Source organism: Nonomuraea sp. NPDC050328 (assembly GCF_044459405.1).
Taxonomy (GTDB): Bacteria; Actinomycetota; Actinomycetes; order Streptosporangiales; family Streptosporangiaceae; genus Nonomuraea.
In genome coordinates, this window is record NZ_JBITIW010000005.1 from 144,390 (window position 1) to 157,804 (window position 13,415).

The following is a 13,415-nucleotide window of genomic DNA, read 5'->3' on the forward strand; positions in this document are numbered from 1 at the left end:
CGGGCGACGGACACCCACGAGGAGGGCACGTGCACACGCGCTCGTTCTGGCGGGCGGCCCTGGCCGCCGCTCTCGGCTTGACCCTCGTCCCAGCACCCGCCGCCGCGACCGCCGCGGCGCCGGGCGCCCCCGGCATCGGCGACGCGTACTTCCCCGACTACGGCAACGGCGGCTACGACGCCAAGCACTACAGCCTGCGCCTGGACTACCAGCCCGGCGCCGACCGGCTCACCGGCAAGGCCACCGTCGTGGCCACGGCCACCCAGTCGCTCACCCGCTTCAACCTCGACTTCCTGCTCGACGTGCAGCAGGTGAAGGTGAACGGCCGCAGCGCGAGCTTCGCCCGCAGCGGCACGCACGAGCTGGAGATCACTCCCGCCCGGCCGCTGCCGAAGCACCTGCCCTTCACCGTCGAGGTCGGCTACACCGGCGTGCCCGGCTCGATCGAGGTGCCCGGCGTGGTCCGGCCGTGGATCCCCCGGCCCGGCGGGGCGCTCGCGCTGGGCCAGCCGGAGATCGCCTGGTGGTGGTTCCCCAGCAACGACCACCCGGCCGACAAGGCGACCTACGACATCGCGGTCAGCGTGCCCGAGGGCACCGAGGCGATCAGCAACGGCATCCTGGCCGGAAAGCGCACCTCCGGCGGCAAGACCACCTGGCACTGGGTGATGGACAAGCCCATGGCCAGCTACCTGGCCACGCTGTTCATCGGCGACCTGGAGGTACGGCGCGGCAGGTCCTCCGGCGGCCTGCCGGTGACCACCGCCTACGACCCGACGCTCGGCCCGCGCGAGCAGTTCGCCAAGGACAGCGTCGAGCGCACCCCGGAGATCGTCGACTGGCTGGCGAGCCTGTTCGGCCGCTACCCGTTCTCCTCGATGGGCGGCTCGGTCGTCAACGAGAACGTCGGCTTCGCGCTGGAGACCCAGACGCAGCCGGTCTACGACTCGGTCTTCTTCGAGACCGGCCCCGACTTCAGCGTCGTGGTGCACGAGAACGCCCACCAGTGGTTCGGCGACAGCGTGGCGCTCAAGCGCTGGCAGGACATCTGGCTGAACGAGGGCTTCGCCACCTACGCCGAGTGGCTGTGGTCGGAGAAGGAGGGCACCGGCACCGCCGCCGAGCTGGCCAACGCCCTCTACGACGACATCCCGGCCGACCACCCGCGCTTCTGGTCGCGCGTGCCCGGCGACCCGACGCCCGCCTTCCTGTTCTACGCCTCGGTCTACTGGCGGGGCGGCATGACGCTGCAGGCGCTGCGCAGCGAGGTCGGCGACCAGACCTTCTTCAGCATCCTGCGGACCTGGGCGCAGACCAAGAGGCACGGCAACGGGGAGACGTCGGAGTTCGTCTCGCTCGCGGAGAAGATCTCCGGCCGCCAGCTCGACGCGCTCTTCCAGACCTGGCTGTACACGCCGAGCAAGCCCGCGACGCGGCCCGCCCCGGACGCCGCGACGGCGAGAACGGCGCAGGCGGCGGCCCGGCCGGCCAGTTTGGAGGCCTTTGTCCAGCGGCACCGCAAGTTGCACGGAGGAATCGACGCAGAGTAACAACCTTTCTCCCGCGCGGAGCGACAAAGCACTTGTGAGGGTGACAGCGCTGCGCGCGGGAGATCCGGCGCGCCTGGGACAGTACTGGCTGGCGGGACGGCTGGGCGACCGGGGTGAGGTCTTCGACGGCTACGACGAGCAGGGACGCCGGGTGGCGATCACCCTGGGCGGCGGCGACGCCACGTCCGTGGCCGGATTCTGTACGGCACGCATGATCGAGGCGCGGCCGGAGCACACGCCGCCGTTCACCGTGAGTGAGTTCGTGCCCGGCCCGGACTTGACCGAGGCCGGGGTCTTCGGCGGGGACCGGTTGCGGCGGCTGGCCATCGGCACCGCCACCGCGCTGGTCGCCATCCACGAGGCGGGGCTGGCGCACGGGGCGCTCAAGCCGTCCAGCGTCGTGCTCGGGCCCGCCGGGCCGCGGGTGGTCGGCTTCGCCGGGGGCGGCGTCCCGGCCTACCCCGCGCCCGAGACCCGGGCCTCCCGCGCCCGCCTCGACCTGGCCGACGACGGCCCGGCCCGAGGCACCCGCCGCGACGGCCCGGGACGAGAGCCCGGGACCGGCCGCGGGATCCCCTCCGCGCGGGAGACCGGTAGAGGCGAGCCGTTCGGGCGGGAGACCGGTAGAGGGGAGCCGTCCGTGTGGGAGAGCGGGCACGGCTCCGTGCCGCCGGCGCCGGGGTGGACGCTGGGGCCGGCGGCCGGGACGCTGGCCGGGTCGATGGCCGAGCGGTGGTTCCCCTCCTCCGGCCGCCGCGCGCCCGAGGCCGCCGCCGACGTCTTCGCCTGGGGCGCGCTGATGATCTACGCCGCCACCGGCCGCGACCCCATGCCCGCCGACCCGGCCGCCGTGCCGGAGATCCCGCGCGAGCTGGAGTTCCCCGAACCCCTGCACACCCTGGTGGCCGCCTCCCTGTCCCGCTCCCCCGCCCAGCGCCCGACCGCCCGCGAGCTGCTGCTGGCCCTGCTGGGAAGCTGGGACCTGCACCGCGGCGTGCGCGAGGCGGCCCCGCTGGCCACCGCGCCCGAGCCGCCGCTGGGCGAGCGGGCCGAGGAGCTGTTCGCCGCCCTGCCCGAGGCGGTCCAGCGCCAGGCTCCCAGGGCCTTCCTGCGGCTGGTCTCGCCCCGCGACCTCAGCGCCCGGCGGGCCCCGCGCGCCGCGCTCCCCCGCCAGCTCCTCGACGCCTACCGCGAGGCCGGCCTGCTGGCGGTCGAGGGCGAGACGGTCAAGGTCACGGCCCCCGCGCTCCCGCACGCCTGGCCCCGCCTGCGCGCCTGGCTGGCCGACGAGCGCGAGCGCCGCGCCACGCGCCGCCGGGTGGCCGAGGCACAGCGCCGCCGGCACCGCAGCCGGTTGCGGCAGGCGGTCGCGGTCGCGCTCATGGTGGTGCTGGCCGTCGCGGTGGTCGCCGCCGCGCTGGCCGACCTGCGCAGCCGCGAGCTCACCCAGATGTTCCCGCACACCACCGCGTGGACCAGCTGAAATAACGCAGTGTATAGATCACAATACGGAGTGTGCTGCTTCCTCTGATCCTCATCGCCGGGCTGCTGGCCGCGCCCGGCCCCCGCTACCGGGAGTACGTCGCGCTCGGCGACTCCTGGAGCGCGGACGTGACCCTGACCAACGTCTCGACCGAACACGCGCCGAGCGGCTGCCTGCAGGCGAGCTACAACTATCCCAAGCAGGTGGCGCGGGCGCTCGGCGCGACCACCTTCCGCGACGCGACGTGCAGCGGGGCCACGACCGAGGAGATGACCAGGCCGCAGCCGGTGCGCCTGGTGCCGAGGCTGTACGACGGGGTGAACGCGGCGCAGTTCGACCGGCTGACGCCGCGGACCGACCTGGTGACGCTGGGCATCGGCGGCAACGACGCCAAGCTGGCCGCCGCCGCGCTGAGCTGCATCAACATCCTGCCGACGCTGACGCTGCTGCCCGGGGTGGTGCTGCCCGCGCCGCTGGGGGCGCCGTGCAAGGCCAAGTGGGTCACCGCCGAGGGCGACGCCATGTCGCGCAACATCCGGCGCACCGGGCCCAAGGTGGCCGCGACCGTCCGGGCCATCCGCGCCCGGGCGCCGCACGCCCGCATCCTGCTCGTCGACTACCTGGCCGGGCTGCCCGCGACCGGCGGCTGCTACCCGTACGTGCAGATGACCGACCAGGACGCCGACTGGCTGGGCGACAAGCTGGACGAGCTCAACCGCATGCTGCGCCGGGTGGCGAAGGCGGAGAAGGTGACGCTGGTCGACACCTACAGCGGGAGCGTCGGGCACGACGCCTGCCAGCGGCCGGGCGTCAAGTGGGTGGAGGGCGTGCTGCCGGTGACGACCGATCCGCTGGGGCCGGCCGTACCGCTGCACCCGAACCGGCTCGGCGCCGACCACCAGGCCCGCTCGGTGCTGGCGACACTGGCCAACAGCGACCTCTAGCGACCTCGATCGACCTCTAGCGGCCGGCCCCGCCGGGGCAGGTCGCGCGGTAGGGGACGTCCGGGAGGTGGTCACGCCACTCCCGCTCCCCCAGGCCGCCGCCCGCGCGGTCGCAGACGGCGCGGGCGGCGAGGTCGCCGTCGACGGCCAGGACCGGACGCCCCCCGGCGTACAGCCACCCGCCGGCGAACCGCACCGCGCCGGAGGCGCCCTGGACCGGCAGGCCGAGCAGGCGCCGGCCGGCCACGTCCCACAGCCGCAGCTCGGGGTCGTTGCCGGTGGTGGCGAGCAGGGCGCCGTCGGGCGAGAAGACCAGGTGGCCGATGTCGTCGGTATGGCCGCCCAGGACCGGACCGGTGCGCCGCCAGGTGGTGGCGTCCAGGAACTGCAGGCGGCCGTCGTTGTCGCCGACGGCGACGGTGCGCCCGTCGGGGCTGAAGGCGGCGCCGCCGAGGTAGCCGAGCGGCAGCGCGGTGACCGCACCGGTCGAGGTGTCGAGGCCGACGCCGCTCCACAGGCCCTGGCCGCCGCCGTTGTAGGCGGTGTCGAGCCGGTTGGCCAGCGCCCGCCCGCCGGGCCCGAGGGCGACGATGTCGCTGAGGCCGGGGAAGGTCCGCAGCAGCTTGCGGCCGGGCACGTCCCACAGGCTCGCGTCGGCGGCCAGCAGCCGCCCGTCGGGGCTGAAGCGCAACGCGCCCACCCCGGCCGGGCCCTCCAGGACGCCGGTCTCGCGGCGGGTGCGGGCGTCCCACAGGTGGATCCGGTTGCCCTCCGCCTCGCCGTAGGCCAGCAGCGAGCCGGCCAGCGCGTAACGGAAGCTCGCCTGCGGGCTGGAGGCGCGGAACTCGGCGAGGGTCCGGCCCCGTTCGGTGACGACGAGCCGGCCGTCGCGCTCGGCGACGTCGAGCGGCCCGTTCCCGGCGCCGGGCGGGTCGAGGACCGGCGCCAGGTCGATGGTGGTGACCTGGCCGGAGGTGGTCAGGTAGCGCGCGCGGGCGCCGTCGAGCCGGACGTGGTGCGGGTAGTCGTAGCCGAAGGACAGCTTCCACGGCCGCCCGGCGAGCTCGCCCAGCCGCCACACCGCCAGGGCCTCGAAGCTGTGGCCGAGCGAGTCGGACTGGGTGACCAGCAGGTGGCGGCCGTCGGCGCTGAAGGCCAGGAGGCTGCCGCGCGGCTGGTGCAGGGTGAGCGCCTCGCGCCGGGCTCCGGTGGCGGTGTCGTAGAACCGGATCTCGCCGCGGAAGGAGACCGCGAGCAGGTCGCCGCGCGGCGACAGCGCCGAGGCGTGCAGGTCCTGGCCGGTCTCGACGCGCCGCAGCAGCTCGCGGCGGGCGGTGTCCCAGATCTCCACGGCCCGGCCGCGCTCGACGGCCAGGCGGGAGCCGTCCGGCGAGGGCGACAGGTCCCAGCTGCTGACGCCCGGCCAGTCGGTGCGGTGTTCGCCGTCCCAGGTGGCGGCGCCGGTGGGCGCGGCGCCCGGCTGCCCGGTGCTGAGCACCAGGAGCGGTCCGGCCGACTCGACCGAGAGCGCGCCGTCGAAGGCGCCGCCGCCCTGCCGTCCGGTCGGGTCGTGCAGGGTGACGCGGCCCTTGGCCAGCAGCGCCAGCCGTCCTTCGGCGTCGACGGCGGCCTGCTCGACCGGGTGCTCGGCGCGGAAGTCGCCGAGCGCGCGGCGGCCGGGCACGTCCCAGACGCGCACCCGCCGGCCGGCCGCCGAGACCAGCACCCGGCCGTCCGGCGACAGCGCCCGCACGCCGTGGGCCAGGTCGGGTTCGGTGAAGACCGCCACCTCCGGCTGCGTCTGCGCCCGGTAGAGCGCCGAGCGGGCCTCGGTCACCGGGGCCAGGCGCCAGGCGGCGACGCTGAGCCGCATGGCCAGTTCGGGGTCGGTGGCGCGCAGGCTGTCGGCCCGCCGGGCGACGTCCTTGGCGACCGCCTCGTCGCGTTGCTCGGCCACGATGCGGCGCTGGTACTCGGCGAACCCGGCCGCGCCCAGCGCCGCCACCAGCAGCAGGGCGAGCGAGGCCGAGACCACGCGCCGGCGGGTGGTGCGCCGCCGGGCCAGCCGGGCGGCCGCGCCGAGGAACTCGGTCTCGACCCGGTTGAGGCTCAGGCGCCGCCGGCCGGTGGCCGCCCAGCCGAGCGCGTCCTCCAGCGCGGAGCCCTGGTAGAGGTCGCCGTCGCGGCGCCCGCCGGTGTGCCACTGGCGGGCCGCCCGGCTCAGGCCGCGGTGCACGACCAGGCCCGCGCGCTCGTCCTCCAGCCACAGCCGCAGTTGCGGCCAGGCGCGCAGCAGGGCGGGGTGGGCGATGGCGACCGAGTCCTGGCCCTCGGTGATCAGCCCGGCTCCGGCGAAGGCGCCGATCACGCTGTCGGCCTCGCGGCGGCCGTCGGTGAGCTCCTCCCGGCTCACGCGGCGCACCGCGTCGGCGCCCTCCTCGTCGGCCTCGACCATGCGCAGGAAGACCTCGGGCACCAGGTCGCGCTCCGGGCGGCCGAGCCCGGCGTAGACCTCCTCGGCCAGCTCGCCCAGCGCCCGTTCCGACACCCGCGGCGCGGCCAGCCCGGCGGCGGCCCGGCTGCCGCCGGCCAGGTCGTCGCCGCCGACCAGCGCCCACAGCAGCTCGCCGGCGTCCGGCCGGCTGCGGGGGTCCTTGGCCAGAGCCGCGTGCACCAGCCCGCGCAGCGGCTCGGCCAGCATGCCGGTGTCCGGCTCGCGGCTGAGCACCTGGTACATGACCCCGCCCAGGCTCTCGGCCTCGAACGGGTCGCGGGCGGTGGCGGCGAAGAGCACCACCGCGCCCCAGGCGAAGACGTCGGAGGCCGCGGTGGCGCGCTCGCCGGCGAAGACCTCGGGCGCCATGTAGGTCGGGGTGCCGGCCATGACGTGCGCGGTGGTGAGCGACATCTCGGCGGTGCGGGCGATGCCGAAGTCGATCACCCGCGGGCCGTCCGGGCCGAGCAGCACGTTGGCCGGTTTGAGGTCGCGGTGCACCACGCCGGCCTGGTGGATGGCGGCCAGCGCGGTGGCGATCCCGGTCGCCAGGCGGCGCAGCTCGTCGGGGCCGAAGCGGCGGCCCCGCTGCACCGCCTGGCGCAGGCTCGGGCCGTCCACGAACTCGCTGACGATGTACGGGCGCGGCCCGTCCAGGCGGGCTTCGATGATGCGGGCCGTGCAGAAGGAGGCCACCCGGCGGGCGGCCTCCACCTCCTTCGCGGTGCGGCTGGCGTCGCCGTGCAGCAGCTTGATCGCCACCCGGTCGCCGGCCTCGTCGTAGGCCTCGTAGACCACGCCCTGGCCGCCCGCGCCGAGGCGGCCGGCCAGCCAGTAGCGGTCCAGCCGTTGCGGGTCGCCCGGGGCGAGGGTCGTCATGCCTTGTTCGACGCGGCCGGGGCCGGACGGGTTCGGCGTGCGGCCCACCTCACCTCGGGGCTCGTCGGGCGTGGTCCGCTCACCTCAGGGCGCGGGCGATCGCCACCGCCGTGGTCTGCCAGATCGGGGTGCGCGGGTCGATCACCGCGAAGTGGTCGCCGGACATCTCCAGGTGGGTCACGTCGTCGCCGGCCTCCTTGGCGGCCCGGGCGTAGCGGCGGCCGAAGTCGACCAGGTCGAGCTCGTCCCCGGAGCCCTGCACGATGAGCTGGCGGACGCCGAGCGGCACCCGGTGCAGGGGGCTGGCCTCGCCGTACGGCAGGGCGCCCAGCGCGGCGCGGACGGCGCCGGAGCTGAGCCAGCGCCGCTCGCCCTCGGCCAGGTCGAGCACGCCGGCCAGCGAGACGGCCAGCGCGACCCGGGCGCCGTCGGCCGCGGCGCACAGGGCGAGCTGCCCGCCCGCCGAGTGCCCGGCGACGGCGACCCGGTCGAGGTCGAGCGGGGCCGGCGCCTCGGCCAGGGCGGCGAGGCCCGCGGCGATGTCGGCGCAGGTCGCCGCCCAGCCGTACCGGTCGGGGCCGCGGTACTCCAGGTTCCAGGCGGCCAGGCCGCGCCGGGCCAGGTCGGCGCAGAGCGCGTCCATGACGTCGGCGCCCCAGTGGGAGCGCCAGTAGCCGCCGTGGATCAGGGCCACCACCGGGTGCGGGCCGCCGCCCTCGGGCAGGTGCAGCTCGGCCCACTGCTCGGGGGCCCCGCCGTACCGGATGCGCTGGGGCGCGTGCCGCCGCAGGTGCACCGCGCGCCGGATGGCCCAGAGCAGGCCCTCGATGCCCCGGCCGTAGATGCCGGGAGCGTCCTCGCGCCGGTCGAAGTCGGCCCAGACCGCCGAGGGGTCCAGTTCGGCCATCGCCGCCCTGGTCCCGGGGTCGGGTCCGGGCACGAGCACGAGGGCCTCGCCCTTGCCCGCGTCGAGTTCTTCCGACCACACGCCCGTGACCCCGAGCGCGTCGAACTCGCGCTCGGCGATCTCGCGCAGCAGTGCCGCGTCGGCCGCCACGTCAGCGCCGACAATGATTCGCACGTCCGCCATGATCTCGACATTACGGGTCTACCCTCTATTGGTGCACCCTTGGCCGAAGACCGCCGAGGAGGCGGAGGAGATCCAGCGCCGCCTCCGTCCCCTGGTCCGTTTCGACGGGCCCGACCGGTTCGCCACCGTCGCCGGGCTCGACGTGCACTATCACGGTGACGACGAGCTGTCGGCGGCCGTGGTGGTGCTGGACGCGAGCACGCTGGAGGTGGTGGAGCAGTCGCTGGTGCGCGGGAGCGCCGCCTTCCCGTACGTGCCGGGGCTGTTCGCCTTCCGGGAGATCCCGGCGCTGATCGAGGCGCTGGAGCGGCTGAGCGCGCCGCCGGAGCTGCTCATCTGCGACGGCCACGGGCTCGCGCATCCGCGCCGCTTCGGGCTGGCCTGTCACCTGGGCGTGCTGACCGGGCTGCCGGCGCTGGGGGTGGGCAAGACGCCGTTCGTCGGCGAGTTCGAGGATCCGGCCCCCGCGCGCGGGTCCTGGTCGCCGATCCGGCTGGAGGGCGAGGAGGTGGGCCGGGTCCTGCGGACCCAGCCCGGGGTGCGCCCGGTCTTCGTCTCGCCTGGGCACCGCATCGGCGTGGCCGCCGCGTGCGAGCAGGTGCTACGCGCCGCTCCCCGCTACCGGCTGCCCGAGCCGGTCCGGCTCGCCGACCATCTGGCCCGGTACGGCACGCCGTGACCAGGCCCAGACGGTCGCCCAGACGCTGAGCCCGAAGACCGTGACGCCGAGCGGCACGTGCACGGCGACCGCGCCGCTGCCGCCGGTGGCCGACTGGGCGAATCCGGCCAGCAGGATGACCAGGCTGACGACGGCGGGCCAGGCCGGGCCGCGGCCCGGGCGCCACAGCAGCACGGCGGCGACGAGCTGGCCGAGCTGCACGAGGTGGACGGCCCCGGCGCCGATGCCGTGCATGGCGGTGGAGCCGCCGTCGACGAGTTGCCCGGCGGTGATCGCCTGCACCATGACGGCGACGCAGCCGAGGGTGGCCAGGTAGGCGAAGGCGGTGTGGAAGCCTCTGTTCATGCCGCCCATGCTCGCGGCGCGGGCGGGGCCGGGGCATCCGCCGGTGGTCGTCGTGGCGGGTACTCCCTCAGGAGTACAGCGTTTCGAGTACGGCGGCGACGCCGTCCTCGTCGTTGCTGAGCGTGTGCCGGGGGATGGCGGCCAGCACGGAGGGATGGGAGTTGGCCATCGCGTACCCGTGCCCGGCGAAGGCGAGCACGGCCAGGTCGTTGGGCATGTCGCCGAAGGCGACCACCTGCTCGGGGGCGATGCCGAGCTCGGCGCAGAGCGCGGCCAGCGCGGTGGCCTTGGTGACGCCGGGCGCGCTGATCTCCAGCACGCTGCTGATGCCGGAGTAGGTGATCTCGGCGAGCTCGCCCACGGCGGCGGTCGCGGCGGTGAACAGCTCGTCGGAGGTGTGGCCCTCGCACCGGACCAGCAGCTTGGCCACGGGTTCGGTCTCGGCCCACAGGTCGGCGACATGCCGGCGGTTGGGCGCGTCCTCCGGCACGAGCACGGGGTAGCCGGGCTCCATCAGCACGCCGTGCCCGGTCTCGATGGCGTACAGCGGGTCGGGCAGGGCCTCGCGCAGCAGGTCGCGGAGTTTGCCCACGGTGGCGGGCTCCAGCGGGGAGGCGGCGGTGACGGTCTTGGCGGTCAGGTCGTAGCGCAGGGCGCCGTTGGAGCACAGGGCGAGGCCGCCGACCCCGGCCTGTTCGGCGATGGCCAGGATGTTGCGCGGAGGGCGGGCGGTGATGATGACGATCTGGGCGCCCGCGGCGGCGGCCCGCTGCAGGGCGGCACGGGTGCGGGGGCTCACCTGCCGGGCCGAGTCGAGGAGGGTTCCGTCCAGATCGGTGGCGACAAGGCGCGGCGCAGTCACCGTTCGATCATAGGATGTCAGCCTATGTCGGATAGAGCAGGTCCCCTGACGGACAGCGCGGCCAAGGCCAAGACCGTGGCGATGGGCGTCGATCGCGGCTCGGCGCTGCGCTTCGCCACCGAGGTGGTCGCGTGGGTGGCGACGCCGTGGGCGTTGTGGTCCACCTCCGTGCCGCTCGCGGTGCTCTCGGTGCTGCTGCTGATCGGCCTGCCCACGGTCTTCGCCACGCCGGGTTCGCGTCCGCACGTCCTGGTCCCGGTGCCCGGCTGGGTGACCGTCGGGCTGGTCGTGCTGCAGATCGCCGCGGCGGTGGTGTGCGCCTGGCTGATCTGGATCCCGCTGCTGGCCTCGGCCACCACGCTGCTCGCGGCGGTCACCGTGGCCTCCGAGCTGCCCCGCTGGCGCTGGCTGCTCGAGCGATAGCCGCTAGTCGGGGTCGTCCAGGTCGAGCAGGCCCTCGCGGGCCTCGTGCGAGTCGATCAGGGCGACCTTGACCACCGACAGCACCGCCTCCAGGGCGTCGACCGCGTCGTAGCCGGCCACCTTGCGCTCGTGCTCCCACCCGTCCAGCCCGTCGATGCGGTAGGGGCAGGCCCACTCCCCCGAGGGCTCCTCCACCGGCAGGCCGATCGACACCACGACCTCGCGTGGCGGCGCCGAGTGCAGCCACAGCGTGCGCCGGGCGATCTCATACATGCGGATGATCTACCCTTCCTGGTTGTGCGCACTCTTCTGACCGGTTTCGAGCCGTTCGACGGATCCGACGTCAACCCCTCCTTCGAGGCGGTCCGGCTCGTCCCCGGCGTCGCCGTCGCCGAACTGCCCTGCGTCTTCGCCACCTCGCTGGCCGCGCTGCGGGCCGCGATCGACGAGCACCGGCCGGACCTGGTGCTCTGCGTCGGCCAGGCGGGCGGCCGGGCCGGGATCACCGTGGAGAAGGTCGCGGTCAACCTGATCGAGGCGCGCATCCCCGACAACGCCGGCGCCCAGCCGCTCGACGAGCCCGTGGTGCCGGGCGGCCCGGCCGCCTACTTCGCGCACCTGCCGGTCAAGGCCATGGTCGGCGCGGTCCGCGCCGCTGGCCTGCCCGCCGCGGTCTCCTACTCGGCCGGGACGTTCGTCTGCAACCAGGTCGCCTACGGCCTGGCCCACCTCATCGAGACCGAGCTGCCGCACCTGCGCGGCGGGTTCGTGCACGTCCCCTACTCCCCCGCCCAGGTCGTCGCGGGCGACCAGCCGAGCATGGCGATCCCGGAGATCGCGCGGGCGCTCGACTTGTTGGTTCGGACGGCCACGACCGTCCAAGTAGATGTCCAGGCCGTCGCCGGCGAGATAGCCTGATGTGATGCGTGAGCCATTCGGGACCAGGCTGCGGGCGGCCATCGACAAGCGCGGGCCGCTGTGCGTGGGCATCGACCCCCACCCGGCGCTGCTCGACGCGTGGGGCGTGGGCGACTCGCCGGCCGGGCTCGAACGGTTCTGCCTGACCGTCGCCGAGGCCGCCGCCGACCTGGCCGCCGTGGTCAAGCCGCAGTCGGCCTTCTTCGAGCGCTGGGGCAGCCGGGGCGTCGCCGTCCTGGAACGGCTGCTCGCCGAGCTGCGCGAGGCCGGCACGCTGGTCGTGCTCGACGTCAAGCGCGGCGACATCGGCAGCACCATGGCCGGCTACACCGAGGCCTACCTCGACCACGACAGCCCGCTGGCCTGCGACGCGATCACCGTCAGCCCCTACCTCGGCTTCGGGTCGCTGCGCGGGGCCGTCGCCGCCGCGCACGCCGCCGACGCCGGGCTGTTCGTGCTCGCCCGCACCTCCAACCCCGAGGCCGCCGAGCTCCAGGACCTGGTCGCCGGGCAGATCTTCGACGGGGTCGGCGCGGCCAACGCCGGGCGCGAGCCGCTCGGCTCGATCGGCGTCGTGGTCGGGGCCACGCTGTCCTCGGCCGGTTACCCGCTGGAGCGGCTCAACGGGCCGGTCCTGGCGCCCGGGCTCGGCGCCCAGGGCGCCTCGGCCGCCGACGTCGCCCGGCTGTTCTGGCCGGTACGGCAGGCGGTCCTGCCCTCGGTGTCGCGTGCCGTACTCGAAGACCCGGCGAAGGTCCGCGAGCGCGTCATGACCTTCCGCGACGAGTGCGCGGAAGCGCTGGCCTGAGCGCTCACCGCCCGACCGGCACGGTGACGCCGGTCAGCTCCTCCGAGAGCGTCCAGAGCCGCCGGGCCGTCTCCGGGTCGGTGGCCGAGCGCACCGGCCGCACCACGGCGGGCCAGCCGCGCATCCCGCGGTGCGGGCCGATGAACTGCCCGCTCTCGGCCTCCTCGGCGACCGCCGCGTAGACCTGGCTGAGCGCGCCCATGTCCACGCTCTGGGCCAGCAGCAGGTTGCCGAGCCGCCCGCCCAGGTTGATCAGGCCGCGCGGCCCGCTGGTCTGCAGGTTGGTGGCCGAGTAGCCGGGGTGGGCGAGCAGGCTGCGCACGGCCGAGCCGGCGGCGCGCAGCCGCCGGTCGAGCTCCAGCCCGAACAGCACGTTGGCGAACTTCGACTGCGCGTAGTGCCGCAGCGGCGAGTAGGAGCGCTCGCCGTTGGGGTCGGCGAAGTCGAGGCGGCCGCGGCGGTGCAGGTCGGAGCTGACCGTCACCACCCGGCCGTCGGAGCTCAGCCGGTCGAGCAGCAGGCCGGTGAGCGCGAAGTGGGCCAGGTGGTTGGCGCCGAACTGCAGCTCGAAGCCCTGCTTGGTGAGGGTGCGCGGCGGCATCATCACCCCGGCGTTGTTCATCAGCACGTCGATGGGCTCGTCCACGCCGGCGGCGAAGGCGTGCACGGTGTCGAGGTCGGCCAGGTCGATCCGGCGCACCTCCAGGGCGGCGCCCGGCACCGCGGTCTCGATCTCCGCTTTGGCCCGGCGGCCCTTGTCCTCGTCGCGCACGGCCATGATCACCCGGGCGCCCCTGCGGGCCAGTTCGCGGGTGCTCACGTAGCCGAGCCCGCTGTTGGCGCCGGTCACGATCATCGTCTTGCCGGTGAGGTCGGGCAGGTTCGCGTACGTCCAACGGTCCATGCGTCCCAGAGTGCCTCTGATGGCACTCAGTGTCAA

At 75.1% G+C, this 13,415-nt stretch carries 13 protein-coding genes; 7 read left to right on the plus strand and 6 right to left on the minus strand.

Annotated elements, in window-relative coordinates; all coding sequences use genetic code 11:
* Positions 1–29 precede the first annotated feature (29 nt).
* Genes ACIBG7_RS20360 through ACIBG7_RS20370 form a run of 3 tightly spaced genes read left to right on the plus strand, consistent with a single transcriptional unit; the run spans position 30 to position 3,977 of the window.
* Positions 30–1,550, plus strand: a complete 1,521-nt coding sequence (locus ACIBG7_RS20360; protein WP_357928066.1) for a M1 family metallopeptidase — start codon at positions 30–32, stop codon at positions 1,548–1,550.
* Positions 1,551–1,584: 34 nt separating this feature from the next.
* Positions 1,585–3,033 (plus strand): hypothetical protein, encoded by a 1,449-nt coding sequence (locus ACIBG7_RS20365; protein ID WP_397337224.1) that lies wholly within the window; start codon positions 1,585–1,587, stop codon positions 3,031–3,033.
* A gap of 32 nt (positions 3,034–3,065) precedes the next feature.
* The gene (locus ACIBG7_RS20370) at positions 3,066–3,977 is read left to right on the plus strand and encodes an SGNH/GDSL hydrolase family protein (protein ID WP_397337225.1); all 912 of its coding nucleotides are present in this window, start codon (positions 3,066–3,068) and stop codon (positions 3,975–3,977) included.
* A 16-nt stretch (positions 3,978–3,993) separates the two neighbouring features.
* On the opposite strand, the gene ACIBG7_RS20375 is transcribed toward ACIBG7_RS20370, so the two are convergent.
* The gene (locus ACIBG7_RS20375) at positions 3,994–7,350 is read right to left on the minus strand and encodes a protein kinase (protein WP_397337226.1); all 3,357 of its coding nucleotides are present in this window, start codon (positions 7,348–7,350) and stop codon (positions 3,994–3,996) included.
* A gap of 79 nt (positions 7,351–7,429) precedes the next feature.
* Positions 7,430–8,431 (minus strand): alpha/beta hydrolase, encoded by a 1,002-nt coding sequence (locus ACIBG7_RS20380; protein WP_357928073.1) that lies wholly within the window; start codon positions 8,429–8,431, stop codon positions 7,430–7,432.
* Positions 8,432–8,471: 40 nt separating this feature from the next.
* On the opposite strand from ACIBG7_RS20380, the gene nfi reads away from it, so the two are divergent.
* Positions 8,472–9,119 (plus strand): deoxyribonuclease V, encoded by a 648-nt coding sequence (nfi, locus tag ACIBG7_RS20385; RefSeq protein ID WP_397337228.1) that lies wholly within the window; start codon positions 8,472–8,474, stop codon positions 9,117–9,119.
* On the opposite strand, the gene ACIBG7_RS20390 is transcribed toward nfi, so the two are convergent.
* Together ACIBG7_RS20390 and ACIBG7_RS20395 are read right to left on the minus strand one after the other, a co-directional pair.
* Entirely contained in the window at positions 9,042–9,464 is a 423-nt protein-coding gene (locus tag ACIBG7_RS20390) for a hypothetical protein (RefSeq protein WP_357928077.1), read from the minus strand. The genes nfi and ACIBG7_RS20390 overlap by 78 nt on opposite strands.
* A gap of 67 nt (positions 9,465–9,531) precedes the next feature.
* The gene (locus ACIBG7_RS20395) at positions 9,532–10,326 is read right to left on the minus strand and encodes a Cof-type HAD-IIB family hydrolase (protein WP_397337230.1); all 795 of its coding nucleotides are present in this window, start codon (positions 10,324–10,326) and stop codon (positions 9,532–9,534) included.
* A gap of 24 nt (positions 10,327–10,350) precedes the next feature.
* Between ACIBG7_RS20395 and ACIBG7_RS20400 the strand changes: the two genes are divergently transcribed.
* Positions 10,351–10,749, plus strand: coding sequence for a hypothetical protein (locus tag ACIBG7_RS20400; RefSeq protein WP_357928081.1), 399 nt, complete (start codon positions 10,351–10,353; stop codon positions 10,747–10,749).
* Between the two features lie 3 nt (positions 10,750–10,752).
* On the opposite strand, the gene ACIBG7_RS20405 is transcribed toward ACIBG7_RS20400, so the two are convergent.
* The gene (locus ACIBG7_RS20405; RefSeq protein WP_357928083.1) at positions 10,753–11,022 is read right to left on the minus strand and encodes a DUF6968 family protein; all 270 of its coding nucleotides are present in this window, start codon (positions 11,020–11,022) and stop codon (positions 10,753–10,755) included.
* A gap of 24 nt (positions 11,023–11,046) precedes the next feature.
* Here ACIBG7_RS20405 and pcp point away from each other — a divergent pair, with 24 nt between their 5' ends.
* Positions 11,047–11,667 (plus strand): pyroglutamyl-peptidase I, encoded by a 621-nt coding sequence (gene pcp / locus ACIBG7_RS20410; RefSeq protein WP_357928085.1) that lies wholly within the window; start codon positions 11,047–11,049, stop codon positions 11,665–11,667.
* 4 nt (positions 11,668–11,671) lie between these two features.
* Positions 11,672–12,475 (plus strand): orotidine-5'-phosphate decarboxylase, encoded by an 804-nt coding sequence (gene pyrF, locus ACIBG7_RS20415; RefSeq protein WP_397337231.1) that lies wholly within the window; start codon positions 11,672–11,674, stop codon positions 12,473–12,475.
* A gap of 4 nt (positions 12,476–12,479) precedes the next feature.
* Here pyrF and ACIBG7_RS20420 read toward each other — a convergent pair whose 3' ends face one another.
* Entirely contained in the window at positions 12,480–13,379 is a 900-nt protein-coding gene (locus ACIBG7_RS20420) for an oxidoreductase (protein ID WP_397337232.1), read from the minus strand.
* Positions 13,380–13,415: the final 36 nt, after the last annotated feature.

Excerpts from the sequence above, each read along its gene's own strand:
- ACIBG7_RS20375 (WP_397337226.1), bottom strand. The coding sequence starts at position 7,350 with ATGACGACCCTCGCCCCGGGCGACCCGCAACGGCTGGACCGCTACTGG.
- ACIBG7_RS20390 (WP_357928077.1), bottom strand. The coding sequence starts at position 9,464 with ATGAACAGAGGCTTCCACACCGCCTTCGCCTACCTGGCCACCCTCGGC.
- ACIBG7_RS20400 (WP_357928081.1), top strand. The coding sequence starts at position 10,351 with ATGTCGGATAGAGCAGGTCCCCTGACGGACAGCGCGGCCAAGGCCAAG.
- ACIBG7_RS20405 (WP_357928083.1), bottom strand. The coding sequence starts at position 11,022 with ATGTATGAGATCGCCCGGCGCACGCTGTGGCTGCACTCGGCGCCGCCA.
- pyrF (WP_397337231.1), top strand. The coding sequence starts at position 11,672 with ATGCGTGAGCCATTCGGGACCAGGCTGCGGGCGGCCATCGACAAGCGC.
- ACIBG7_RS20420 (WP_397337232.1), bottom strand. The coding sequence starts at position 13,379 with ATGGACCGTTGGACGTACGCGAACCTGCCCGACCTCACCGGCAAGACG.